Source organism: Parvibaculum sp., from assembly GCF_040882025.1.
Lineage (GTDB): Bacteria > Pseudomonadota > Alphaproteobacteria > Parvibaculales > Parvibaculaceae > Parvibaculum.
Genome location: NZ_JBBECC010000119.1, coordinates 1 through 24,087 on the forward strand (window position 1 = coordinate 1; position 24,087 = coordinate 24,087).

Annotated in this window: 23 protein-coding genes and 1 tRNA gene; 10 read left to right on the forward strand and 14 right to left on the reverse strand. The window is 61.1% G+C overall.

The features are described 5' to 3' along the window. Both WEB61_RS08500 and WEB61_RS08505 read right to left on the reverse strand, forming a co-directional pair. Positions 1–896, reverse strand: an 896-nt coding sequence (locus WEB61_RS08500) for a glycosyltransferase (protein WP_368063905.1), incomplete at its 3' end; no start/stop codon positions are given. Continuing rightward, positions 896–1,456 carry a polysaccharide biosynthesis/export family protein gene (locus WEB61_RS08505; protein ID WP_368063906.1) on the reverse strand — a complete coding sequence of 187 codons (561 nt, stop codon included), beginning with the start codon at positions 1,454–1,456 and terminating at the stop codon, positions 896–898. The genes WEB61_RS08500 and WEB61_RS08505, both read right to left, overlap by 1 nt. Positions 1,457–1,715: 259 nt before the next feature. Here WEB61_RS08505 and WEB61_RS08510 point away from each other — a divergent pair, with 259 nt between their 5' ends. Beyond that, the gene (locus WEB61_RS08510; RefSeq protein WP_368063907.1) at positions 1,716–3,932 is read left to right on the forward strand and encodes a GumC family protein; all 2,217 of its coding nucleotides are present in this window, start codon (positions 1,716–1,718) and stop codon (positions 3,930–3,932) included. A gap of 13 nt (positions 3,933–3,945) precedes the next feature. On the opposite strand, the gene WEB61_RS08515 is transcribed toward WEB61_RS08510, so the two are convergent. From WEB61_RS08515 to WEB61_RS08530, 4 genes are read right to left on the reverse strand one after another with little or no spacing between them, the layout of a single operon-like run. Continuing rightward, complete coding sequence (locus WEB61_RS08515; RefSeq protein WP_368063908.1) at positions 3,946–4,854, reverse strand: cupin-like domain-containing protein; 909 nt, start codon at positions 4,852–4,854, stop codon at positions 3,946–3,948. Next, a complete protein-coding gene (locus WEB61_RS08520) occupies positions 4,838–6,124 on the reverse strand; it encodes a GNAT family N-acetyltransferase (protein ID WP_368063909.1) in 1,287 nt (428 codons plus the stop codon). Before WEB61_RS08520 ends, WEB61_RS08515 begins: the two co-directional genes overlap by 17 nt. Before the next feature lie 20 nt (positions 6,125–6,144). Continuing rightward, a complete protein-coding gene (locus tag WEB61_RS08525; RefSeq protein ID WP_368063910.1) occupies positions 6,145–7,524 on the reverse strand; it encodes a polysaccharide biosynthesis C-terminal domain-containing protein in 1,380 nt (459 codons plus the stop codon). Between the two features lie 11 nt (positions 7,525–7,535). Beyond that, the gene (locus WEB61_RS08530; protein WP_368063911.1) at positions 7,536–8,810 is read right to left on the reverse strand and encodes a GNAT family N-acetyltransferase; all 1,275 of its coding nucleotides are present in this window, start codon (positions 8,808–8,810) and stop codon (positions 7,536–7,538) included. Positions 8,811–8,984: 174 nt separating this feature from the next. Between WEB61_RS08530 and WEB61_RS08535 the strand changes: the two genes are divergently transcribed. After that, entirely contained in the window at positions 8,985–10,058 is a 1,074-nt protein-coding gene (locus tag WEB61_RS08535) for a polysaccharide deacetylase family protein (RefSeq protein WP_368063912.1), read from the forward strand. Here WEB61_RS08535 and WEB61_RS08540 read toward each other — a convergent pair. Continuing rightward, positions 10,041–10,328 (reverse strand): hypothetical protein, encoded by a 288-nt coding sequence (locus tag WEB61_RS08540; RefSeq protein ID WP_368063913.1) that lies wholly within the window; start codon positions 10,326–10,328, stop codon positions 10,041–10,043. The two genes, WEB61_RS08535 and WEB61_RS08540, sit on opposite strands and share 18 nt — an antisense overlap. A 170-nt stretch (positions 10,329–10,498) precedes the next feature. Here WEB61_RS08540 and WEB61_RS08545 point away from each other — a divergent pair. The 6 genes from WEB61_RS08545 to WEB61_RS08570 all read left to right on the forward strand — a co-directional run bounded on the left by WEB61_RS08545 (position 10,499) and on the right by WEB61_RS08570 (position 15,224). Then, positions 10,499–10,573, forward strand: a tRNA-Asn gene (locus WEB61_RS08545). Between the two features lie 201 nt (positions 10,574–10,774). After that, a complete protein-coding gene (locus WEB61_RS08550) occupies positions 10,775–12,061 on the forward strand; it encodes a class I SAM-dependent methyltransferase (protein ID WP_368063914.1) in 1,287 nt (428 codons plus the stop codon). Positions 12,062–12,105: 44 nt separating this feature from the next. Continuing rightward, the gene (locus WEB61_RS08555; RefSeq protein ID WP_368063915.1) at positions 12,106–12,720 is read left to right on the forward strand and encodes an NUDIX domain-containing protein; all 615 of its coding nucleotides are present in this window, start codon (positions 12,106–12,108) and stop codon (positions 12,718–12,720) included. A 94-nt stretch (positions 12,721–12,814) separates the two neighbouring features. Further along, positions 12,815–13,813, forward strand: a complete 999-nt coding sequence (locus WEB61_RS08560) for a cysteine synthase A (protein ID WP_368063916.1) — start codon at positions 12,815–12,817, stop codon at positions 13,811–13,813. Between the two features lie 24 nt (positions 13,814–13,837). Then, on the forward strand, positions 13,838–14,683 hold the full coding sequence (gene sseA / locus WEB61_RS08565) for a 3-mercaptopyruvate sulfurtransferase (protein ID WP_368063917.1): 846 nt from the start codon (positions 13,838–13,840) through the stop codon (positions 14,681–14,683). A 22-nt stretch (positions 14,684–14,705) separates the two neighbouring features. After that, positions 14,706–15,224, forward strand: coding sequence for a GNAT family N-acetyltransferase (locus WEB61_RS08570; RefSeq protein WP_368063918.1), 519 nt, complete (start codon positions 14,706–14,708; stop codon positions 15,222–15,224). Between the two features lie 13 nt (positions 15,225–15,237). On the opposite strand, the gene WEB61_RS08575 is transcribed toward WEB61_RS08570, so the two are convergent. From WEB61_RS08575 to WEB61_RS08590, 4 genes are read right to left on the reverse strand one after another with little or no spacing between them, the layout of a single operon-like run. Further along, the gene (locus WEB61_RS08575; protein ID WP_368063919.1) at positions 15,238–16,011 is read right to left on the reverse strand and encodes an amino acid ABC transporter ATP-binding protein; all 774 of its coding nucleotides are present in this window, start codon (positions 16,009–16,011) and stop codon (positions 15,238–15,240) included. A 9-nt stretch (positions 16,012–16,020) separates the two neighbouring features. Continuing rightward, on the reverse strand, positions 16,021–17,121 hold the full coding sequence (locus WEB61_RS08580; RefSeq protein WP_368063920.1) for an amino acid ABC transporter permease: 1,101 nt from the start codon (positions 17,119–17,121) through the stop codon (positions 16,021–16,023). Positions 17,122–17,124: 3 nt separating this feature from the next. Further along, positions 17,125–18,309 (reverse strand): amino acid ABC transporter permease, encoded by a 1,185-nt coding sequence (locus WEB61_RS08585; RefSeq protein WP_368063921.1) that lies wholly within the window; start codon positions 18,307–18,309, stop codon positions 17,125–17,127. A 31-nt stretch (positions 18,310–18,340) separates the two neighbouring features. After that, positions 18,341–19,450: an amino acid ABC transporter substrate-binding protein gene (locus WEB61_RS08590; RefSeq protein ID WP_368063922.1), complete on the reverse strand. Its 1,110-nt coding sequence runs from the start codon at positions 19,448–19,450 to the stop codon at positions 18,341–18,343. Between the two features lie 191 nt (positions 19,451–19,641). Here WEB61_RS08590 and metC point away from each other — a divergent pair, with 191 nt between their 5' ends. Beyond that, on the forward strand, positions 19,642–20,805 hold the full coding sequence (gene metC / locus WEB61_RS08595) for a cystathionine beta-lyase (protein WP_368063923.1): 1,164 nt from the start codon (positions 19,642–19,644) through the stop codon (positions 20,803–20,805). Between the two features lie 13 nt (positions 20,806–20,818). Beyond that, complete coding sequence (locus WEB61_RS08600; RefSeq protein WP_368063924.1) at positions 20,819–21,043, forward strand: acetyl-CoA carboxylase biotin carboxyl carrier protein subunit; 225 nt, start codon at positions 20,819–20,821, stop codon at positions 21,041–21,043. Positions 21,044–21,046: 3 nt separating this feature from the next. On the opposite strand, the gene WEB61_RS08605 is transcribed toward WEB61_RS08600, so the two are convergent. The 3 genes from WEB61_RS08605 to WEB61_RS08615 all read right to left on the reverse strand — a co-directional run. Then, positions 21,047–22,372: a D-arabinono-1,4-lactone oxidase gene (locus WEB61_RS08605; protein WP_368063925.1), complete on the reverse strand. Its 1,326-nt coding sequence runs from the start codon at positions 22,370–22,372 to the stop codon at positions 21,047–21,049. A gap of 113 nt (positions 22,373–22,485) precedes the next feature. Beyond that, positions 22,486–23,103: a tetratricopeptide repeat protein gene (locus tag WEB61_RS08610; RefSeq protein WP_368063926.1), complete on the reverse strand. Its 618-nt coding sequence runs from the start codon at positions 23,101–23,103 to the stop codon at positions 22,486–22,488. 270 nt (positions 23,104–23,373) lie between these two features. Further along, positions 23,374–24,087: histone deacetylase family protein (locus WEB61_RS08615; protein WP_368063927.1), on the reverse strand; the 714-nt coding region annotated here is incomplete at its 5' end.

A 24,087-nucleotide genomic window follows, 5' to 3' on the forward strand; every position in this document is an offset into this window, starting at 1 on the left:
ATTCCGGCGGCAGCGGCCTCGAGACCAACATACGCAAGCGACTCGTTCCAGGATGGCATTACGACAATGCGCGCCAGCCGAAACGCGGCGCGCGCCGGCATCGCGCCAAGAAACTCGATGCGGATGCCGGGTGGCAGCGTGCGCGCCAATTCTTCGAAATGAGCCCGGTCGGGGCCTTCGCCGACGATTTTCAATCGTGCCGGACGACCGAGTAGTTTCATCGCTTCGATGAGCGTCGAAACGCCCTTCAGCATGCGCAATTCGCCGATGAACAGAAAGTCGGCGGCAGCGTCTGCGTGACCGATGGGCAAAAACTCCGTATTCGCGAGCCCGTTATGGATGACCGCGGCGGCGGCGCCCGGTTTGCCGACTTTTGCGATGAATTCCGTTCGGCTGAATTCGGATTCGAAAATGAATCCATCAGTCCGGCTCCGCATCAGCCGTTCCGTCGCGAGAAACGCAAAGCCGTGCGGTGTCATGCCGCTGTAGTGAAGCGTACCGCCATGCGGTGTATAAATTCGAATCGCGTCGCGGCTCACGGGCGCCAAACGCGCCAGCAAGCCGCCCTTCGCTCCGTGCCCGTGAACAACATTGGGGTGAAGCCGGGCGATCAGCGCGCCGATTTCGCGCATATTGGAAATGTCGCCGAACCCCGGCAACCGACGCATTGGTACGACATGGAGGCCGAGGCCGCACCTTGCTTCGAGCGCTGCAAGCCGCGCGCCTGAAACGCCATCATCAGGCGGCACGGCGCAGACAACGCCCGCCGCAATACCTGCATCCTGTTGACCGGCCACGAGATCCCGCACGTGACGAAAAAGACCGCCGGTCGGCAGCCTCATTACATGCAGCACTTTTGTCGGCGCAAGTGCGCGGTTCTGCGTCGAGGGATGCATCAAAAATACCGCTCCCTGACAAGAACCGTATCCCCCGGCATGACGATTGCCTTGCTATCGACGTTGAGCTCGACAATGCGGTCGCCAAGATTGCGCGTGATCCGCACACGATCTTCATTGGCGCGGTAGCTATAGCCACCCGCAATGGCAACGGCACTTTGAACCGTCATACCGCTGACATACGGGTACTGCCCGGCGCGCTGCACCTCCCCGAGAATGAAGAATGGTCGAAACTGCATCACCTGAGCGCTGACGTTCGGATTGCGAAGCAAGCGCCGACCGAGTTCGGTCGCGACGACGTCTTCGAACTCGTCCGTTGTCAGACCGCGCGCAACGATCGGCGGCAGCAGCGGCATCGAAACCGTGCCTGTTCCGTCAACCGTAAAATCGCCGCTGAGGTCCGTTTGACCGAACACAGTGACTCGAAGCTGATCCCCTGTGTCGAGCAGGTAAGCGTCGTACTCACTCGTCACCGGTCGCTGGTCGACCACACCATACGACGCGCAAGCCGTAAGGCTCATGGAAAGGGCCACCAAAATACAATAAAACCCGGCCTTCATCCGCGCATCTCTTCCAACCGATTTGTCCTTTCGGACGGTACCGCTGGAAGGGTTAATTTTTCGCAATCATCGGGATGCATACAGCCCGTCATCCTTTCGAAAAGTCGCGGCTGGCGTCGGCTTTGCCCGGCGCCAGCGGCCCGCGTTAAGGCTTCCGTTACCTAAAAGCCGTCTACTGCAAGCTGCATTGGATGGGGGTATTTGCGAGCTTCCGCACACGTGGCGGGCACGTCTTGCACATACCTTGCGGGCGGATTTGATGACCGATACCCACATGACTCAGGCTGTGACCTTCGGCGACAGGCGCCGCGCCGCGCCCGGCGCCGGCGCAAGCGGCGACATTTCGCCGTGGGACATCCTGCGCGGCATCTGGGCACGCAAGGAAATCGTCGCCCTCGTCTTCGCCGGATTCATGGCGCTGGTTCTGTTCTGGCTTGTGACCGCGACATCGACCTACACCGTCGAAACGCGCGTCATGCTGTCGCCCCGCGCCGGCGAAATCTCGACCTTCGATACCGAATTGCAAGGTCCGCTGCCGGACAGCGAGACGTTGCAAAGCGAAATACAGGTCATGACGTCGCGCCGTCTGATCGCACGACTTATCCAGGATCTGAGTTTGGGCGCCAGTCCGGAGTTCAATCCGGCGCTTCGCCAGCCAGGTTTCTTCGACCGCATAGCCATCACCTTCGGCCTGCGTGATCCTGAGCGGATCACCGATATCGAAGAAATCACCGATCAGGTGCTGGGGCGACTGGAAGTCTTCCAGAAGTCCGGCTCGCGTGTCATAGCGATCGTCTTTACGTCCGCGAACCCGCGCATGGCGGCGACTGTCCCCAACAGGCTGGCCGAGCTCTATATTGCGCAGCAAGTCGAGGAGAATACGAGCGTCAACAGCGAGGCAACGCGCTGGCTCGCACAGCAGATCGACGAGTTGCGCATCAAGGTTCAGGAATCCGAAGCGGAGGTCGAGACTTTCCGGACCGCATCGGGCCTTTTTCTGACCAACGGATCGACAGTGCCGCAACAGCAGTTGACGGAACTCAACAGCCAGCTCTCTTCGGCCGAAGCGGATCGCGCAGGCGCACAGGCCAGGCTGTCCAATGCGCGCAATCTCATCGCCTCGGGCAATGCCGTCAACACCGCTGCGGAAGTACTGCAATCACCGCTGATCCAGAACCTGCGCCAGCAGGAAGTTGCGCTGCGCGCCCAAATCGCGCAAATGTCAGAAACGTTGCTTCCGACACATCCCCGCATGATGGAGTCGCTGGCGAACCTCGCCGATCTCGAAATGCAGATCGAAAAGGAAGTCTACAAGGTCATTGAGGCGCTGGAAAACGAGGCGCGCGTCGCCAACGCGCGCGTCGCGGCGCTGCGCGACAACCTCAATCGTGCGCAGCGTCGCACCGCCCAACTCAATCAGGACGATGTAAAGCTCAGAGCGCTGCAGCGCGAAGCCGAAACCAACCGTACGCTTCTCGAGTCATTTCTGCGTCGCTACGAAGAAGCCAAGGCCCGTGCCGAAGCCGACACGCAAGCCGCCAATGCACGCATCGTTTCCCGCGCTCAGCAGCCGGCCGGTCCCACATCGCCTCGAACCGGTTCGACATTGATGCTCGGTGCCGCCGCCGGACTGATCCTCGCCTTCCTTGTCGTGTTCCTGATCGAGGTTTTTGCGCGCGGTTTCCGGATCGGTGAGCAAATCGAGCGCGTGACAGGCATGCCGTTCCTCGGATTGATACCCGAGCTTGACCGCCGCTCAGGTTCGCGGACGCCGGTGACCGACATACTGCGCGATCCCAACGGCCTCTATGCCGAATCGATCCGCGCGCTGCAGGGCAATGTGTTGATGGCGCGTATCGGCAATCGGCGCGCGCGAACCATTCTCGTTACGTCGTCCGTAACGGGCGAAGGAAAAACGTCGACGGCAGCGAGCCTCGCGCGCGTCTTTGCGCTGGGCGGACACCGCACGATCGTCATCGACGCCGATATGCGGGCGCCCTCGCTCCACATCGCACTTGGCGCCGCGCCACTTCCGGGCTTGTCGGAGTTACTGACGGGTCGTGCCGCATTCCAGCACGTCATCCGGCAAGAGCCCGGCAGCCCGGCACATCTGCTACAAGCCGGTGCGACGCTTGCAAATCCGACGGCGGCCCTTGCCTCTCCGCAAATGCAATGGGTGCTCGCGGCACTTCAGCAGACCTACGACTATGTGATCGTCGACTCACCGGCCGCCATGGCTGCCGCGGATGTGCAGGTTCTGACCAAACTTGCGGATGTTACCGTTCTCGTCGTGCGCTGGTCCTCGACGAGCCGCCATGTCGTGGCGCGTGTCCTAAAGATGCTCTCGGCCGCCAGCAACCGGCGCATCGGCCTCCTGCTGACGCGGGTCGATCTCAAGCGCTATCGCCGCTTCACGGACACGGCGATCGAGGAATATCCGGTACGCGCACCGCGCCGCCGTCTCGCCGCCAGATAGGCCTTAGGTCGCTTCAGGCCGCCGCTCCAGTGGCCTTGCGTCCCAGAAAGATAGCCAGAGCCTTGCGCCGATCGCCGAGCAGCTTCTTGGCCGCGTCGTAGACCGGACGCAACGCCTGATAAGCGGCGATTTTGACCCAATCCCAGGTTTCATCGGTACCTGCCGGCGCCTGCGGCCAACCGAATTTGCGCAGCACCGCATTCACGTAGGAGAGCTTCACCAACCGCTGCGTTTCCTCGGTCTGCCAGGTAATCGAAAATGAGATGGACACAGCCTCGCCATTCTTTACCCAATGGGGATCGAAGATCGGCACGAAGATGCCCTCGCCGGGCTCGATATGCTGATGTGTCGCTTTCGCCTCGAATTCATCGCAATAAGGCAAATTGCGATGCTTGCCGGGGAAAAGTTCCGAGTCTTCGGCGCTGACGACCTCCCGGTCGCGGTGATCGAAGAGCGACATGCGCTTGGAGCCGCGAATCTGCAGCAGAAAGTTCTGCTCCGGATCCGAATGAAAGGGCGTCACATTGCCGGGCGACGTGACGAAGATGAAGGCCTGCCGGTCGAGCGCACCGCCCATCAAGCCGTCAGTCTGCTCCGCTGCCTGGTCGAGACAGGCGTCGAGCAGCGCCTTGTATTCGGGATCGGATTCGGCGTTCTTGATGACCATCCACGATTTTGCATGTTCGATACGGCGCACGGTTTCTTCTGGCGTCATGCCGTTCGACGGCGTCAGGTCCGGGTCCTGGTTCGGCTCGACCGGTCCGTTGAATTCGATCCGGTCGGCAGGCAGCGAAGCCGCGAGACGCGCCAAGCGGTCGAGCTGGAACAACGGATGATCGGCCAGATGGTGGCGAACGCGAAACGTTGCCTCCGGCAACGAAGAAGAAACCGAGCCCGGTTCAATCTCAATCAGCTTGGTCATTCTCTATTTCCTTGCGAATTTTGTTATAGAAAACACGCAATCTTGCCCGCGCGTTCTCGGCGAGATGCGTCGCCGCGACACTCCACGAGAGGAAAAGCGGGCCGGCGCGATGCCGCGCCGCGACTGTGACGCTGCGCATCGTGCGGCGCTGCGCCCAGATGTGGTCGATCATCGGGTGACCGGGCATGGCACAGGAATCGACCCACGCGATACGATCATCGCGCAGGAAAGCGCCAATACACCTCAGCATCAGCAACGTGCCCGGCGAATATCTCGCGTATGCCTCGTCGAAAGCGATCTTGAACGTGTAGAGGCCGGCGCCGGCGCGGAAGCTCGCCAGAATCGCCACCGGCTTGCCATCGAGCGTCAGCTCCGTACGAACAAGCTTGTCTTGCGCTGCGGCGCCCGCACAAATCGCTTCGAACCAGGCCCGCTCATGCGGACGTACTTTCATCGCGGTGCCGCGCTTGCCCTTCCAGCCGGCAGCTTCGAGCATCAGGAACCGTTGCACCCACGCCGCCGTGTCGTCACCACCGTCATGCACGACGAACTTCAGATCGCCCTGTTCGGCCAGCCGGTTCCACAACCGCGAAAACTCCTTCCGCTTCTTCTTGCGGATATGTGTTGCCAGATAGGCGTCCTCGTCGAGATCGGACTGCAGGAAGGCGCGTTCATGCCTATCGGTCTCGCGCCACACACGCTCATGCAGGACTTCCTCGAGCGCCGTATCGAATGCGCCCAGCGCCTCGAACAGCGGAAAGCGCACCAGCGCCGCGCCGGACTGATCGGCGAAGGCGAGAAAACACCGGATCGCGCGGCGCTCATGCCCGACGCGCACCAGCGGCGTAACGGTGTAGCTGTGAATATGCTCCCAAAGCGACCAGACCGGCGCCGGTATCCCGAAATGTCCCTGACGGCTCTTGAACGGAAAGACACCGAGCAACTGGCGCTTGCCATCACTGTCCGGCGTACTCCAGACCAGCGCGACGCGAGCGGCCACTCTGCCCTGCAAATACTCCATCGAGGCCGCCAGAGTCGCGCTTTCAAATTGCGGATTGGTGTCGGCTGAAGCGCGCGCCAGTTCGTCGATGCTGCCGAGATAGGGTGTCATCGCGTCGGCGCTCTCCAGCACAACGATGTCGGCGGATGGCGGCCTGTCATAGGCGTAGCCTGCCGCATGGTTCAGCGTTTCGACGGAGAGAGGTGCTGCACGCTCATCACGCGCGCCGCCAAAGCTGGGCAAAAGTGGATACCGGCGAATATCGGTCATATTCCTTCCTTGCGCCGTTTTCAGGCAGTTGCGAACAGACGATGCCGGACGCCGGCAAAAACAAAGGCGGTAATGCCGAGCCGCCGACGGACGATGACGGCAAGCCAGGCAGTGGCAAAAACGATCGAGACGGCAGTCGACGCGGCGGCACCTTCGAGGCCGAAGCGCGGCACCAGCACGAGATTGAGTGCGACGTTCAGCACCGCCGCGCAGCTATAGGCGATGGCGGTCGCGTTCTGGTTGCCGGTCATGTTGAGCAGATACTCGATCGGGCCGGTAGCGGCGCGTGCCAGGAAGCCGAGCATCAACAACCAGAGGACGGAATAGCCTGCGGCAAAGCCTTCACCGAAAAGTCCGAGCGCGAATTCACCGATCGCCAGCAGAAACAACCCCGCGGCGAGCGTCGGCCAGAATATCCACTGGATAACGCCATGCATGAAGGTCTGCAATTCATCGTGCTTGCCGGCCGCGTGAAGCTCTGCGAATTTTGGTACCGCCAGCGCCGACAGTGCGAAGCAGATGAACGCCATCAGATTGGCGATGCGCGTAACCGCGAAATAGACGCCGATCTCGTCGGGATGAACGAAATAGCCGAGCAACACGATGTCGGTGTTGATGAGAACGAGAAACAACCCCTCGACCAGAACCAGCGGCGCCGAGACGGCGACCCAATGCCGGACATGAAAGACGGGCCTGGCTTGTGGTATCGTTCGCGCGACGCGACGCATCAGCAACACGCGCTGACCGACCAGCGTCAGCACAGTGGCGGCAAGCGCCACCAGCATTACCTGCAACCCGGTCGGTGTGCCGGAGAACAGCAGAAGGGCGCCGGCGAACGCGACGATGGCAAGCGGCCGCACGACATAGGACGGGATATAGGCGAGATTGACCCAGCCGAAAGCTCGCGCCGCGCCCTCCTGCCAGTCCATCAATGCAAAGGCCGGCACGCAAAGCAGCGCCACGACCAGTGGCAGAAAGTAATAGCTTTCGATGTGTCCGCGCGCCGCCCAAAGGACCGCGACACCGACAAATGCCGTCGCAAGGCCGAGCGCCAGGACAATATAGAATGAGGCCGTCAGCATGCCGGCCATGCGGCGCCACTTTGCCTTGGCGCGGTATTCCGGGACGAAGCGGAGGATAGACGTGCCGAAACCCATCGGCACGACGATCCCGAGCACGATCACCCAAACCCAGACGTAAGCGAAAATTCCGTACTCATAGGCGCCCATCCAGCGCGCCAGTAAAACCTGGCTGAGCAGCGCAACGGCGGCTCCGGCAATGCGAATCCCCATCACGAACGCGGCTCCGCGCACGACGCCGGCGAGGTGTCCGTCGTCGAGCTTCGCGGCAACAGCCTCGCCGATCCGCCGCAGCGGCCGGGGGAGCGCGTTAACGTCCATGTCGAAAGCCCTCAGGCTCCGGTCGTGCGCAATGAGCCGGCGGTGGCACGTAACCGGGTAAACCACCGCCAAAGTACCGGGCTCTGCTTGATGAAACGTTTAACCACGGAGTAGGCGATTTCGGGTCCGAGACCGATCCAGCCCATCAGGCTGTTGGGCTCCATATGGTCGTAGAGCGGGACCTCGACCTCGCACCATTGCTCCTTGTAGGCTTCATCGCCAATCGTGAAGTCGAACTCGCTATGATCGGTCGCGGTGGCATGAGCCATCAGCTCCATGAGCTGGATCACGCCCGGCCCGTATTTGGCCGTTTCGGCTGTCTCGTCATAGCTGGCCAGAACATAAGAATAGCGGCCACCAAAGCTGACGCCCCAATTCGCCGCCGCAACCGCGCCGCCGACATCGAGGTAACAAATGTGAATCATATCGCCAGCATCGGCACTGGTCGCCAGATCACGGTAGAAGTCGCGATAACCCGGCTTGTCGAAGAGATTGGCGACACCCATGCGGGCAAAGGCCACGGATTTCTGCGCTATCAGTGCGTCGAGCGTCTCAAGGCGCTCCTCGACCGTCGTCGGCATCACCAGAGACACGGGCCCGAGTTCTTCGGTCTTGCGGCGCTTCTGCTTGTCGCGTTTCCTGCTCGCCGACGAGCGCTTCTCGCCATAGTAGCTTTCCCAATCGGATTTCAGCACCGTCTTGTGCGCGAAACACGGGTGAAAGCGGTTTCCATCCAGCGCCATGAAAGGATTGGCCTGCGCACCCACGCGCTCGGGCATCCGGTCGAGCGAAACAATGTGATGGGTCGGCAGCAGCTTGCGCGCCTGAGCCCAAAGCGCCGGAAACCCGGCGGAGCCGACCCGGTGCGAAAACTCCTTCGACAGCAGCGGCGCCTGATAGTCGCCGAGATCGCCGCCAAGCCAGACCAGGCGGGGACACAGCCAGTTCCCCTGGATGGCCAGCGGCAGGATGAACAGCGCGTCGCCCCTGCTGTCCCATCCAACAACAATAGCCGGCCGGACGTCCTGTTTTGTCCCAATATGACGCTGCCAGGCCGAGAGCCAGGCATAGGTCTGGAAGGGCGTGCAGTCGCCGGTGCGTTCCAGTTTCTGCCAAACGGCCTTCAGCGGCTCGAATTCTTCATGGACCGAAAGCAACACATCCAGACCGCTCTTGGGGCTTTCGTTCCAGGGACCGGTCAGAATTTGTGCGGATTCCTGCTGGTCTCCGTCCGGAAGGACCGGAAAGGCACATATATCGGCAGTCGTCTTGGTCAGCGGCGTCATCGGGGGCCTCGCAACGCTGGGTTGTCATTCGTCGTTCGGCGGGCGGCGTCGTTTTTTCTCGATTTCGGACGCTCATTCCCGCTGCCCCCTCCTGCTGCAAGGGCCGTGCTAGTGGAATCGCGTTAACCTTTTCACGCCAAAATGTGGAAGTCGGCTCTCCCGCAGGTTTTAGGAATGACAAGCGCGCAAACGGACACATATCGAAAGCCGACCACCATGGGCCGCATGCTGCTGGCACTCCACGCCGGCGGTGCGGCGCGGCTGGCGCCGACGTCGCTGGCGGGCATCGGCGTCATTTTCATGCTGCATCGCGTACGCGCACCGGACGACAGCGACTTCGCACCCAATCGGCTCCTCGAAATCACACCCGGATTTCTGGAGGAGACAATCGGCCTCGTCCGCGAATTCGGCTATGCCTGCATCAGCCTTGATGAGGCAGTAACGCGCCTGCTGGAAGGCACCCGTTCGGAGCGCTTCGCCGTTTTCACGCTCGACGACGGGTACCGCGACAACCTCACCGACGCCCTGCCCGTTTTCGAACGTCACGATGTTCCGTTTACGGTCTACCTGACGACCGGCCTCCCGGATGGCACGGCGGAAATATGGTGGGTTGCGCTTGAACGCATCATCGCATCGGCCATCGCGATCCGCGTTACGCTACCCACCGGCGAGATCACCATGTTCACGCGCGACGCCGGCGAAAAGATCGCCGCCTGGAACAAAATCTATTGGGCGCTGCGCGCTCTGCCGGAAGACCTGCTGCGTGCCGAAGTGCAGCGCCTCGCCGCCGAACACGGGCTCGATATGCAAGCGCTGACGCGCGAACTGGCAATGAACTGGGATGAAGTAAGAACGCTTGCCGCCCATCCGCTGGCAAGCGTCGAGGCGCATACTGCCGAACATTTCGCGCAGGCAGGACTTACCGATGCGCGCGCTCGGATGGATATCGAACAGGGCCTGGTACGTATGGAGGCCGAACTCGGCTACCGCCCGCGCCATTTTTCCTATCCCTATGGCGACCCGTCGTCGGCGGGCCACGCCGACTTCGCCCGCGCCGAAGCGCTCGGCTTCCGCTCGGCAACGACGACTCGCAAAGGCCTCATCAAACCGGAGCATGCCGGGCGACCTTGCCGCTTGCCGCGTCTTTCTCTCAATGGGGAATATCAGGACCGGCGCATGCTGGAAGTGCTGCTGAGCGGATTGCCCTTTGCGCTGGCCCGGCCGATCCGTTCACTCGGGATCGATTGAGGAAGGCCATTGCCGCTGTCCCGCCGCGCGCCGTTCGGCCCGTTTGCGCTGCCGGTGGCGACCCCACCAGACCTCAAAGCGACGCCGGAACCGGCGAACCGGATGCAAATCGACCGACAGTACGACGACACCAAGCGGCAGCATCCAGAATCCAAAGAACGGGAGGAAACCGAAAATACCGAAAACCACCAGGAGGAGGCCGATCACAATTCGGATGGCCGGCGTCCCCGGAATATTGATTTTACGCTTGCCCAGACGCACAGCGGCCATGACAGATTGCTCTCTCCGAGAGGTTCGTAAGGGTCCCTCCCGGCGACCCGTCCGCCAAGGCAGATAAGCGGAAAAGGTGGCCGGAACAAGACATTTGGCTGGTATGGGCCAAATGTCTTTGCTATATGCACCGCTCATCGGCGGCTCCGTTCGGGGCCATTTCGATGTGATCCCCGGTAGCTCAGTGGTAGAGCAATCGGCTGTTAACCGATTGGTCGCTGGTTCGAATCCGGCCCGGGGAGCCACATTCGAAACCGCGCAGCCGAGGGCTGCGCCAATCGCCGGCCCGCTCGCCCTTTTGGTAACGCCCCAAGGGAAATCCCCTTCACAGCATGAACCAACCGCTGTTTCGGCCCGTAGTCATATACGCCGGGAAGCGTTGGGGCTTTGCGGGTATTGGCCTATAGTGCTTTTGACGGCTGAATAGAGGAGGAGATCTCGCAGCAATGCAGAACTCGCCACTTGTTGCCCAGGGCGGCATGCATGACAGGCCCATGGAGCCAGCAACGCAGCTGGTTCCGGTTGATGTAACGGTCGATAATCTCGCCGTGTTGGACGGTATTCCGCGTCTTGCCCGTCTCGCCTTCCGGCTGCTGTTACGTGTCAGGCGCGGCTCTCTGACCGTTGTCCTGCCGGATGGGCGCTGCCTGCGTTTTCGTGGCGTTGAACCAGGTAGCGATGCCTTGATGGTCATTCGTGATTTCGGTCTCGCCCGGCGCTTCTTCACCAACGGCGACCTCGGAGCCGCCGAAGCCTTTCTCGACGGCATGTGGGACAGCCCAAACGTGACGACGTTTCTGGAGTTCTTTCTCGGCAACGCCGATGCCCTGCAGGAGAAGTTGACCGGTAATCCAGTCTTCCGCTTCGTCGCGCGATTGGGGCACATGCTGCGCCGCAATTCGAAGAGCGGCTCGAAGCGCAACATTGAATATCACTATGACCTCGGCAACAGTTTCTACCGCCGCTGGCTCGACCCCACCATGACCTATTCCTCGGCCCGCTTCGCGCACAAGGAACAGGATCTGTCGGCCGCACAGATCAACAAATACCGCTCCCTGGCTGAAGGCATCGACCTCAAACCCGAGCATCACCTGCTCGAGATCGGCAGCGGCTGGGGCGGCTTTGCCGAATATGCGGCAGGCGAGATCGGCTGCAGAGTGACCGGTATCACGATCAGCAAGGAACAGCTGGCCTTTGCCCGGGAACGAATGGCAAAAAAAGGCCTCGGCGACAAGGTAGACATTCGCTATCAGGATTATCGCGACGTCGATGAGCGATTTGACCGCATTGCCTCGATCGAAATGTTCGAGGCGGTCGGTGAACAATACTGGCCCGCCTATTTCGACAAGATACGCAACTGCCTGAAGCCGGGCGGGAAAGCCGGGTTGCAGATCATCACTATTGCGGACCGCTCCTTCGCCGCCTACCGCCGGCGTGCGGACTTCATCCAGCGCTACATATTCCCGGGCGGTATGTTGCCCTCTCCTTCGGCACTGAAACAACAGGTCCAGCGCGCCGGCCTGACATGGGCTGGAAATCTGGAATTCGGTCTCGACTATGCCGAAACGCTGCGCCAGTGGCGCGAACGCTTCCGGGCCGCATGGCCTGACATCCAGCACCAGGGATTCGATGAACGCTTTCGCCGCATGTGGGAGTATTACCTCTCATATTGCGAAGCGGGCTTTCGCTCCGGCAATATCGATGTAACGCAGGTGACGCTCGCGCGACCTTGAGTCGGTGAGCTAGACTTGTGACTTCCGCCAGCCCGGAGCTTCTCATGGAGAAACGTCTCGTTCCGACGCCGCGCAGCCTTGCCGACGTCGATATCCGATCGCGCGAGATCATCGGCCGCGGCTGGGGCATGCTCGAACGCATGGTTTTCCGGCATCGGCGCTTCGACGGCACATGGTCCGACGAGGTGACCCGCGACATCTACACCATCGGTGAGGTCGCGATGGTCCTGCCCTACGATTCCACACTTGATGCCGTGCTGCTCATCGAACAGTTTCGTGCCTGCGGCCTCGTGTGGGATCGCGCAACCTGGCTTTTCGAAGCGGTGGCGGGAATTGTCGACGCTGGCGAGACGCCACCCGATGTTGTCATCCGCGAGGCGCGCGAGGAAGCCGACTGCGAAATTGGAACGCCGGTCCACATGGCGACAGTCTGGTCCTCACCCGGCGGCTACGGCGAACGGACCCATCTCTATGCGGCTTCCGCCAACCTCTCCGGCACAGGCGGCATTCACGGGCTCGCACATGAGCACGAGGATATTCGCGCCGTCGTCGTGCCGCTTGCCGAGGCCTACGCCGCGACGCAGGACGGTCGCATTGCAGACGCCAAAACAACCCTTATGATTCAATGGCTTATGATGAACAAATCACGCATCGCATGAAGACAAAAGCCACGTGTTTCACCTTGAACGCAGGGGCCCTCGTCCGTATGTTCCAGTTCCCCTGCCACCGACAAAAGCAAAGCCCCCAAGTCTCATGGATATCAAGAACGGATTGGTCGACTCGATCGGCAACACGCCGCTCCTGCGCCTGAAGCGCGCCTCGGAGGAAACGGGCTGCGAAATTCTCGGCAAGGCGGAATTCCTCAATCCAGGCCAGTCGGTGAAGGATCGCGCGGCGCTCTACATCATTCAGGACGCCGTGAAGCGCGGCACGCTGAAGCCGGGCGGTGTCATCGTCGAAGGCACCGCCGGCAACACCGGCATCGGCCTCGCCCTTGTCGGCAACGCACTCGGCTTCCGGAGCGTCATCGTCATCCCAGACACACAGTCGCAGGAAAAGAAGGATATGTTGCGGCTCTGCGGCGCCGAGCTGATTGAAGTGCCCGCGGTCCCTTACAAGGATGCAAACAATTACGTCAAATATTCGGGCCGTCTTGCGGAGGAGCTTGCGGCCAAGGAACCGAATGGCGCCATCTGGGCCAATCAATTCGACAATGTCGCGAACCGCCTCGCCCATATCGAAACCACCGGCCCTGAAATCTGGAAGCAGACCGACGGCAAGATCGACGGCTTCATTTGCGCCGTCGGCACTGGCGGCACGCTGGCCGGCGTCGGCATGGCGCTGAAAGAGCGGAACAGGAATGTAAAAATCGGCATCGCCGATCCGATGGGTGCGGCGCTTTATCATTTCTACAAGTACGGAGAATTGAAAGCCGAGGGCACGTCGATCACGGAGGGTATCGGTCAGGGCCGCATCACGGCCAATCTTGTGGATGCCCCGATCGATGAAGCCTTCCAGATTCCCGACGAGGAGGCTCTGCCCATCGTTTTCAACCTACTGAAGGAAGAAGGACTCTGCCTCGGCGGTTCGAGCGGCATCAACGTGGCGGGCGCCATCCGCCTCGCCCGGGAAATGGGCCCCGGTCATACAATCGTCACCGTCCTCTGCGACTACGGGACGCGCTATCAGAGCAAGATGTTCAACCCGGCCTTCCTGAAGGAAAAGGGCCTGCCGGCGCCGGACTGGCTCTGAGCGTCAACCGCAAGGATTTCGACAATGCCCGCCCCCGTTTCAACGCTCGTGACGACCGACTGGCTCGCCGCGCATCTCGACGCGCCCGACGTTCGGGTGGTCGACGCCTCGTGGTACCTGCCGCAAGCGCAGCGCAACCCGCGCGCCGAATACGAACGCGCGCACATCCCCGACGCGGTCTTCTTCGATATCGACGAAATTTGCGACCAGACGAGCCCTTACCCCCACATGCTGCCGGCACCGGAGAAATTCTCCTCCCGCGTCCGCGCGCTGGGCCTCGGAGACGGCACCCGCATCGTCGTCTATGACGGCGCCGGGCTCTTCAGCGCCGCCCGCGTCTGGTGGATGTTCCGCGTCATGGGCCACGACGATGTCGCGGTACTGGATGGCGGCCTCCGGAAGTGGAGAGATGAAAATCGGCCGGTCGACGACATGAGGCCGTGCTATAGCGCCCGCCATTTCACGGCCCGCCGCAATACGAGCCTCATCCGCGACCTCGCCCACATGATGGCCAATCTCGACACACGGGCCGAACAAGTGCTCGACGCCCGGAGCCCCGGCCGCTTCAACGGGACCGAACCCGAGCCGCGCCCGGGGCTCCGGAGCGGGCATATTCCGGGTAGCCTCAACCTGCCCGCCTCCGAACTCATCGCCGCCGACGGCACACTAAAAAAGCCCGAAGAGCTTCGCGCGCTATTCGACCGCGCTGGCCTTGATCTGTCTGCTCCCGTGGTGACAACCTGCGGCTCCGGCGTCACTGCCTCCATTCTCGCCCTTGGCCTCGCCGTACTCGGCAAGCCGCAAGTCCCCGTCTATGATGGCTCATGGGCCGAGTGGGGCGCCGTAATGGAGATGCCCGTCGAAGCCTGACTGATCACCGGGCTGGAAGCGTATGGGGAAGAAGCACAAGACGATCGTCACGCATCTCGAAATGCTGGCTGAGCCGCGGCTACCTCCCGTCCCGCGCCCGATCGGCAAATACGCATTGATGCGCGCCGAAAAGCCGCCGGTCCATTTCTATCGCTACCTCTACGACGAGGTCGGACGTCACTATGTCTGGGTCAACCGCAAACGGCTTTCGGACGAAGCGCTTGCGGCCATCGTCCAGCATGACGAAGTCGAGATCTACGTCCTCTATTGTGGGGGCATTCCGGCGGGATTTTTCGAGCTCGACTTCCGCACCCCCGAACGCGTCGAACTTTCGTTCCTTGGTGTAATGCCCGAGCATGTCGGAAGAGGCTTTGGAAGATTCCTGCTCGGCGAGGCGATCGCGCTTGCCTGGGCGCGCGGCCCGAAACGCCTGATCGTGCAGACCTGCACGCTGGACCACCCTCGCGCACTCCCCCTCTACCAGCGCTACGGCTTCACGCCTTATGCGCAGGAGGAAGCGGAATTGGAGGAGATAGATTGAAGCACCAGCGATCCTAGTGCGCCAGGATCTGCGCCAGGAACGACCTGGTCCGTTCGTTTTTCGGAGCGCTGAAAAACTCCTCCGGCGGGGCTTGCTCGATGATCTCGCCCTCATCCATGAAGACGACGCGGTTGGCGACCTCGCGCGCAAAACCCATTTCGTGCGTCACGCAGAGCATGGTCATACCCTCGCGCGCCAGCTCGACCATCACGTCGAGCACTTCCTTGATCATTTCCGGATCGAGTGCCGAGGTTGGTTCATCGAAGAGCATGATTTTCGGGTTCATGCAGAGCGCCCGCGCGATCGCCACACGCTGCTGCTGACCGCCCGATAATTGGCCCGGGTACTTGTCGGCCTGCTCGGGAATGCGTACGCGCTCCAGAAACTTCATCGCCATGTCGCGTGCCTCGGCCTCGGGCATCTTGCGCACCCAAAGCGGTGCCAATGTGCAGTTTTCGAGTACCGTCATGTGCGGGAAGAGGTTGAACTGCTGGAAGACCATGCCGACTTCGCGCCGCACCTCGTCGATACGTTTCAGGTCTTCGGTCAGCTCGATACCATCGATGACGATTTTCCCCGCGTCATGCGTTTCAAGATGATTGATACAGCGGATCAGTGTCGACTTGCCCGAGCCCGACGGCCCGGCAATGACGATCCGCTCACCCTCCTTGATCGTCAGGTCGATATTCTTCAACACGTGAAAATCGCCGAACCATTTGTTCACGCCAGACATCTCGATTATCACCTTGTCCGAGACGCGTATCGCTTTTGCGGTATCCGCCGCCATTCTGCCCTCCTAGCGGCCGCGCCCGGCATTCAGCCGACGCTCCATGAAACTTGAATATTGCGACATGCCGAAACAGAAAATCCAGAAAACGAACCCCGCGAAGAGATAGCCGGTCAGCGCACCCTGCGGCACGGTCCAGTTCGGGTCGGAGAGCTGCGCCCTGACCTGCCCAAGAAGATCGAAGATGCCGACGATCAGCACCAGCGTCGTGTCCTTGAAGAGGCCGATGAACGTGTTGACTATACCCGGAATGACATGGCGCAAGGCCTGTGGCAGCACGACAAGCCCCATCGTCTGCCAGTAGCTGAGACCAGCGGCGCGGGCTGCCTCATACTGCCCCGCCGGTATGGCCTGCAAACCGCCGCGCACCACCTCGGCCATATAGGCCGACGAGAAAAGCGCAACGCCAACCAGTACGCGCAACAGATTGTCGGGGCTCAAACCCTCGGGCAAGAACAGCGGCAACATGACACTCGCCATGAACAGCACCGTCACCAGCGGTACCCCGCGCCAGAACTCGATGAAAATGATCGACAACATCCGGATCGCCGGCATCGACGAGCGTCGCCCGAGCGCCAGCACAATGCCGAGCGGCAGCGAAACGACGATGCCGGTGACGGCGACGACCAGCGTGACCAGCAGTCCGCCCCATTCGCTGGTTGGCACCGGCCGCAGTCCCGGCCGGTCGCCCGCGAGCAGAACCAACGCGATCAGCGGATAGACGATGAGCAGAAAGATCACGTTGAAACGCTTGGCGGGGACGGAAGGAATGAGCATCGGCACCAGCGCGATGAAGCCCAGCGCGAACACGATATTGACCCGCCAGATCTCCGATTCCGGATAGCGGCCATAAATGAACTGGCCAAAATTCGCCCACACCAGCGGCCAGCAGGCGCCCTTGCCCTCACCCAGACAGGCTTCGCGTGTCTCACCGGTCCACACGGCGTCGAAAATCGCGAAGTTGAGCAGTGGCGGCACGGTGAGCCACAACAGATAGGCGGCAACCAGCGTCAGCACGGTGTTGCCGATGCTCGAAAAGAGATTGCGCCGGAGCCAGCCGAGAACACTTCCGGATTTTTGAGGCGGGCCCATCATGTCGATCGCGCTCATGGCCTATCTCTCTCTGAGCGCGATACGCGCATTGTACCAGTTCATCGCCAGTGACGTCGCGAGACTGAGGGTCAGATAAACCGCCATGGTGATGGCGATAACCTCGATGGCCTGCCCCGTCTGATTGAGTACCGTGCCGGCAAAAACAGCGACGAGGTCGGGATAGGCGATTGCGACGGCCAGAGAAGAATTTTTCGTCAGATTGAGAATCTGGCTTGTCAGCGGCGGCACGATGAGACGTAGTGCTTGGGGCACCACGACGAGTCGCAGCGTTGTGTTGTCCCTGAGACCTAGCGCCGCTGCCGCCTCGCCCTGCCCTCGGTCGACGGACTGGATGCCCGCGCGGACGATTTCACCGATGAAAGCTGCTGTGTAGAGAGTGAGCCCCAGCACCAGCGCCACGAACTCCGGTAGCAGACGCACACCGCCGCTGAAATCGAAAGCGCCGCGCGTCGCGGACTCCAGATGGAAGGGCGCTCCGCCGATGGCACACGCGAGAAGCGGCAAGACAATGATCAGCGCCGCTGCAACACGCAAGGCCGGAAACAATTGGCCGGTCGCGCGCTGCCTCGCCCGCGCCCATCGGACCAGCACATAACCGGCCACGACCGCCGCAGTGAGCACACCAAAGAACAGGCCGGCGCCCGCATCGAAAACCGGATCGGGGACGATCAATCCGCGATTGCTGAGAAAGACGCCAGGCAGCGCCTCGATGCTGTCCGCCGGGCCGGGCAACGGCCGCAGCACCGCGAAATACCAGAAGAAGAGTTGCAGCAGCAGGGGAATATTCCGCATCACCTCCACATAAACCGCGGCAATCTTCGCAACCAACCAGTTGCGCGATAGCCGCGCGACGCCAACGACAAAGCCGAGCATCGTCGCGAGCACGATGCCAATGACCGCGACCGAGAGCGTGTTGAGCAGACCGACCAGAAAGGCCCGGCCATAGCTCGATTGCTCGGTGTAGGGAATCAGGGTCTGGATGATGCCGAAGCCGGCCGTTGTGTCGAGGAAACCGAAGCCGGTGGAAATATTGAGGCGTTCGAGATTTTCCTGCGCCGTTGCCGTAAAAAACCAGACGACGGCGATGACGACCGCCAATACGCCCGCTTGATAGGCGATCGCGCGGACACGCGGATTGTACCAGCTGATCCCCATACCGGATTCGCGTTTAACGGGTTTCTGCATGCCCTTCCCCCGCCCCTTTACATATGATCCGTCAGCGGATCGGCGGCGCATACATCACGCCCCCGTCATTCCAGAGCGCGTTCAGCCCGCGCTCAATGCCGAGCGGCGTATCGACACCCACATTGCGCTCGAAAATCTCTCCGTAGTTGCCGACGGCACGCACGATATCGATCACCCAATCGGGCCCGAGCCCGACCGATGCGCCGTACGAGCCTTCCGCACCCAGAAGACGGCGAACCAGCGGATTGTCGCTCTCACGCATCTCTTCAATGTTCTCGGACGTGACGCCAAGTTCCTCCGCATTCAGCAGCGCCGAGAGCGTCCAGCGCGCGATGTCCGCCCATTGTGGATCTCCCTGCCGCACCACGGGGCCGAGCGGCTCCTTGGAAATGATCTCGGGCAAGACGATATTATCCTCCGGTCGTTGCATCTTCAGCCGCTCGGCGTAGAGTCCGGAGGCGTCTGTCGTGTAGCCGTCGCATCGCCCCTGATCGTAGGCGCTGATCGCCTCGTCGTTCTTTTCGAACGAGAGCACCCGGTAGTCGAGCCCGCGGCCGCGAAAGTAGTCGGCAAGATTGAGTTCCGTCGTCGTGCCGGTCTGTGTGCAGATCGTCGCTCCCGCAAGCTGCTCTGCCTTTGTGATGCCGGAACTCTTCCGCACCATGAATGCCTGCCCGTCGTAATAGGTGACGCCGGCGAAATCGAAGCCGAGCTGTGTGTCGCGCGACATCGTCCATGTGGTGTTGCGCGACAGAATGTCGACCTCACCAGATTGCAGGGCCGTAAAACGGTCCTTGGCCGAAAGCGGCCGGAAGCGAACTTTCTCGCCGTTACCGAAAATGGCCGCAGCGATCGCCCGGCAATAATCGACATCGATACCGGACCACCGGCCACGCTCATCGGGGCTGGAAAAGCCGGCAAGCCCCTGGCTGACGCCACATTGCAGGAAGCCGCGCCGCTTGACGCGCCGCAACGTCTCGCCTGCTCCCGCCCGCTCGGCACCCGGCTCGGCATCCGCGGAAGCCGCCGGTGCCGTTCCTCGCCCGGCAAGCACAGCCGCCGCATCGTAGGGCAGCATAAAATAGAGCCCACCGACACCGATCAGGATGCCCAGGACAAGGGCGACCACGGGATTCCTCATTCAGCGTCCTTTGTCAGTGTATTCAATGAAAATGCTATGCTGGATTCGTCGAGACTAACCGCCGGGGGCCCGCACGCAAACCCTCTAGTTCATCTTGCCAGGTTCCCTTTTGCCAAAAGGCATTTTGGCCCTTGAATGACGCGAATGGCCGCGGGCATGATCGACCGACGCCAATTGACGGACGAGACTGGATGAAGATGAAGCAGGACACGCTGATCGTCACCGCAGGCCGAGACCCCGAGGCCAATTTCGGCATCGTCAATCCACCGGTTTATCACGCCTCGACCATTCTTTATCCGACCCTTGACGCGGTCCGGACACGCAATCAACCATTCACCTATGGCCGGCGCGGCACGCCGACATCCGCCGCCCTGCAGGAGGCGATTGCCGAACTCGAGGGCGGCCATCGCACGCTGCTGACCCCTTCGGGGCTCTCTGCCGTCACCGCCGCGCTCCTTGCGCATCTCCGGACCGGCGATCACCTGCTGATGACGGATAGCGTCTATGAGCCCTCGCGCCAGTTTTGCGAGCGCGTTCTCAAGCGATACGGTGTCGATGTCGAGTATTACGATCCGTGTGTGGGCAGCGGCATCGCAGCACGCATCAAATCAAACACCGCGGTCGTCTTCGCGGAAAGCCCCGGTTCGGTGACCTTCGAGATACAAGACGTTCCGGCTATCGCCGAGGCCACACACAAGGCCGGCGCAATCATGATGCTCGACAACACCTGGGCCTCGCCGCTCTATTTCAAACCGTTCGATCATGGCGTCGACGTTTCGATCCAGGCTGTCACCAAATACCTCTGCGGTCATTCCGACGTCATGATGGGCGCGATCACGACGACGGAAGCAGCATGGCGCGATACGCTTGTCAGCCACGGCGCCATCGGGTTCTGCGCCGGCCCGGACGACGCTTATCTCGTATTGCGCGGCATTCGCACATTATCGGTCCGCCTCGCACGCCACATGGAGACGGGTCTTGTGCTCGCCCGCTGGCTCGAAAAAAAACCGGAGGTCGCGCGCGTCATTCATCCAGCACTGCCAAGCCATCCCGGACACGCACTCTGGAAACGCGACTTCACCGGCGCGAGCGGGCTTTTCAGCATTGAACTCAAACCTGCATCCGAGACCGCGCTCGCTGCCATGCTCGACGGGCTCGAGCTTTTCGGTATGGGCTATTCATGGGGTGGCTTCGAGAGCCTGATCATTCCGCAAGACCCGGCAAAAATCCGCACAGCCACGAAATGGGAAACGCAGGGACCGATGTTGCGGCTTCACGCCGGTCTCGAAGACCCGGACGATTTGATCGCCGATCTCGAAGCGGGCTTCGTGCGGCTCGGCGCCTGCACCGAATAATGGAAGACGCAACGTGACAAGCATTGCAATCAAAAGCGAAATTACAGGAAAGGTCTGGAAGATCGAGACCAAACCCGGTGACCGACTGGCGGAGGACGACGCGATTCTGATTCTCGAATCGATGAAAATGGAAATCCCGGTCTGCGCGCCGTCCAATTGTAGACTGCTTGAGATACTAGTCGCGGAGGAAGAGGCGGTTTCGGAAGGCCAGCCCGTCGCAGTCGTCGAACAAGAATAGCGCTCACGTTTCGCCGAAAACATGTTTCAGATGCGCATTGAGGAATTTACCCGCCGGATCGAGTTGCCGCCTCACCGCCTGGAAGGCGTCCCATTTGGGATATAGCGCCTCGAAATCCTTTGCACCACGCGTGTGCAGCTTGCCCCAATGCGGCCTTCCGTCGTAGCTGCGAAAAATATCCTCCACTCCAGCAAACAACTCCTTGTAGGGCTGACGATGATATTGGTGGACCGAAATCGTTGCGCTATCCCGCCGGTAAAATGGCGAGAGCCATGCGTCGTCTGCGGCGACATAGCGGAACTCCAGCGGAAAGAGAAAGTTGGTTCCGCATTTGCGCATATGCTCGCCAACCTCGCGAATGCAATCGGGGCCCCGCTCCGCCGGCACGGCGTATTCCATCTCGTTGAAGCGTACATTGCGGTCGCTCGGAAACGCATCATGCGACCAGCGCAATTTTGCGGGCTGCCCTTCGGCCCCGTCGCTCGGTCCGCTCGAATAGCGAGATCCGCTGGACGAAGTCAGAAACTTCTGCAGGGGACCGCGCAGAAACGGCAACGTCCTGGAAGTCTCGCAAGCCAATTGCATGATCTTGTCGCCGCGCGACATTTCGCCATCTGGTTTGCGGCGACGCACGCGCGGCTCTTTGTCGGTTTCGCGCAAAAATTTGATGAGCGCCTGGTCGGCGAAGGGAAACCAGAAAAACTCGAAATGTCGCGCCTCGTCGCGCAACGTCTCGGCCTTGTCGAGCGCCTCGGCGATCGGCATGCGCCCGCCGGTTTCCTCCAGTGCGTACATCTTCGCGCACTGCATGGTGATTTCGGTCATAACCCCAAGACTGCCGAAACTCACACGCCCAGCGTCGAAAACATCGGAGTTTTCTGTACGACTGCAGGAAATCACTTCGCCACCCGCCGTCGCAAGTCGAAAAGCCTTGACGCTGGCGGAGAGCGATCCGAGCCCGCCGCCCGTCCCGTGCGTTCCCGTTCCGACGGCGCCGGCCAACGTCTGCCTGTCTATATCGCCTTGATTGAGCAATGCCAGACCGCGCTCAAAAAGTTCCGGCCCGAGATCGCGAATGGTCGTGCCAGCCTTGATGCGCGCCGTCATCGCCACCGGATCATGGTCAACGACACCAGAAAGACCGAAGAGCGTCAAAATCGTTCCATCGCTCTCGACAAGCGGCGTGAACGAATGCCCCCGTCCAGCGGTACGAATTGGCGACGGTGCGTCACGAATGATCGAGGCAACCTCTCCCTCGGTCGCCGGCGCAGCAACGTGCCGCGGCCATGCTTTCACCCAACCCGACCAGTTCGACCAGACATCCGTCATCGCGCACCTCCCTTTTCAGCCGCGCGAATGATAGCGCCTCGCCCCCCTCGCCAAAAGAAATAAGCCCCGGAGATCGGCTCCGGGGCTTCGGTTTCGTCGAATGTCCGGCCTTGTCAATTGACATCCGTTTCCGTCGACGCAGCAGCGACCTCCGCAACGCTCTCTTCGCGGGTCAACGGCTTGAAGTTACGGGCCAGCACCGAAGCTTCCTTGATCTCGGCCGACGTCATGGACTCCGACAACCGCTCGATCGCCTCGGTCGCAAAGCGCGGAAATCCGCCCTCGATCGCCAACTGGTAATACATATACGCCTTGACCTTGTCCGCTTCGACGCCGACACCATCCTCATACATAGTGGCAATGTTGTATTGCGAACTTTCGAGGCCTTGCCTCGCCGCCGCTTCGAACCACCGGGCGGCCTCTTTCATGTCCTGCGGTACACCCCATCCCTTGTCGTACATGGAGCCCAGATCCATCTGCGCCCGCTTGTCGCCACCCTGTGCGCCGATGAAGTAGTATTTGAGCGCCGTTTCCACGTCACGCTCGACCACCTTGGCATCGAAATGTTCCTCGCCAAGTCGGAACGCCGCACCGGGATCCTTATTGATCTCGACAGCTCTTTTCCACTCGGCCAGCGCCTCCGGATAGAAGCCACGCGTATAGAGATCCTGTCCGGACGCCTCGTTCGGTTGGCCCTCGATCGACGGATCGGGCTTGGTCGGATCGGCCATCGTATCCGCGGCATGCGATCCCGCCGCAAATACCAAAGCCGCGAACAGAACGAGAAAGGAAGCGACAACGAATGCAAGCCGCGATCCGCCGTTCGTCGTCGCGGATACACTAACGGTTTGTCGGTGCATTTTTCTCTCCCTTTTTTGGGCGCTCTTAGAGACCCTTATGCTCCGTCACTCTTATTTTCCGGAACCATGATCCGGAGCGCGCTCAACCCACGCAAGTTAAAGGTTGGTCACAAATCCCGCTCCGGCAAGCTCTACCACCCGTCAGGATTTATGAGTTGTCCCAAAACCTTCAAGAAAGCAGGTCAGATTGGCAGCCAGATCATCGCAGAGATAACCACCTTCCTGTACAAGAACGGTCGGCAATCCGAGGCGCCCGATCATCTCGCCAATCCGGCCAAAACCGCCGGTCGTAATCGCAAATCCACCCTGCGGATCCTCTTTGTAGGCATCGAGTCCCAGAGCCACCACCAACGCTCCAGGGGCAAATGCTTCGATACGGCGCATCGCCGCAGCCAACGCCGGCTCATAGCTCTCATCGTCGGTGCCGCGCGGTAGTGGCAGATTGTAGTTGTAGCCGAGGCCCATATCCTCCCCACGCTCGTCAGCATGCCCCCAGAAGAACGGATAGAAGCGGACCGGATCGGCATGGATCGACACCGTCATGACATCCGCCCGCCTGTAGAACATGCCCTGTGTGCCATTGCCGTGATGAACATCGACATCGAGGATCGCCACGCGATCGTGCCGTCCCCGAAGCACCTGCGCCGCAACACCCGAATTATTGACGTAGCAAAAGCCGCCGGCCATGTCGGCAAAGGCGTGATGTCCCGGCGGACGGCTCAGCGCATAGACCCAGGAAGCACCCTCGCGAACCATCAGTGCCGCCTCGGCCGCCGTATCCGCGCTTCGCTTGATTGCCTCCCAACTACCTGCGGCGATCGGGCAGGCCCCATCCGCCATGTGGTAGCCGGCTTG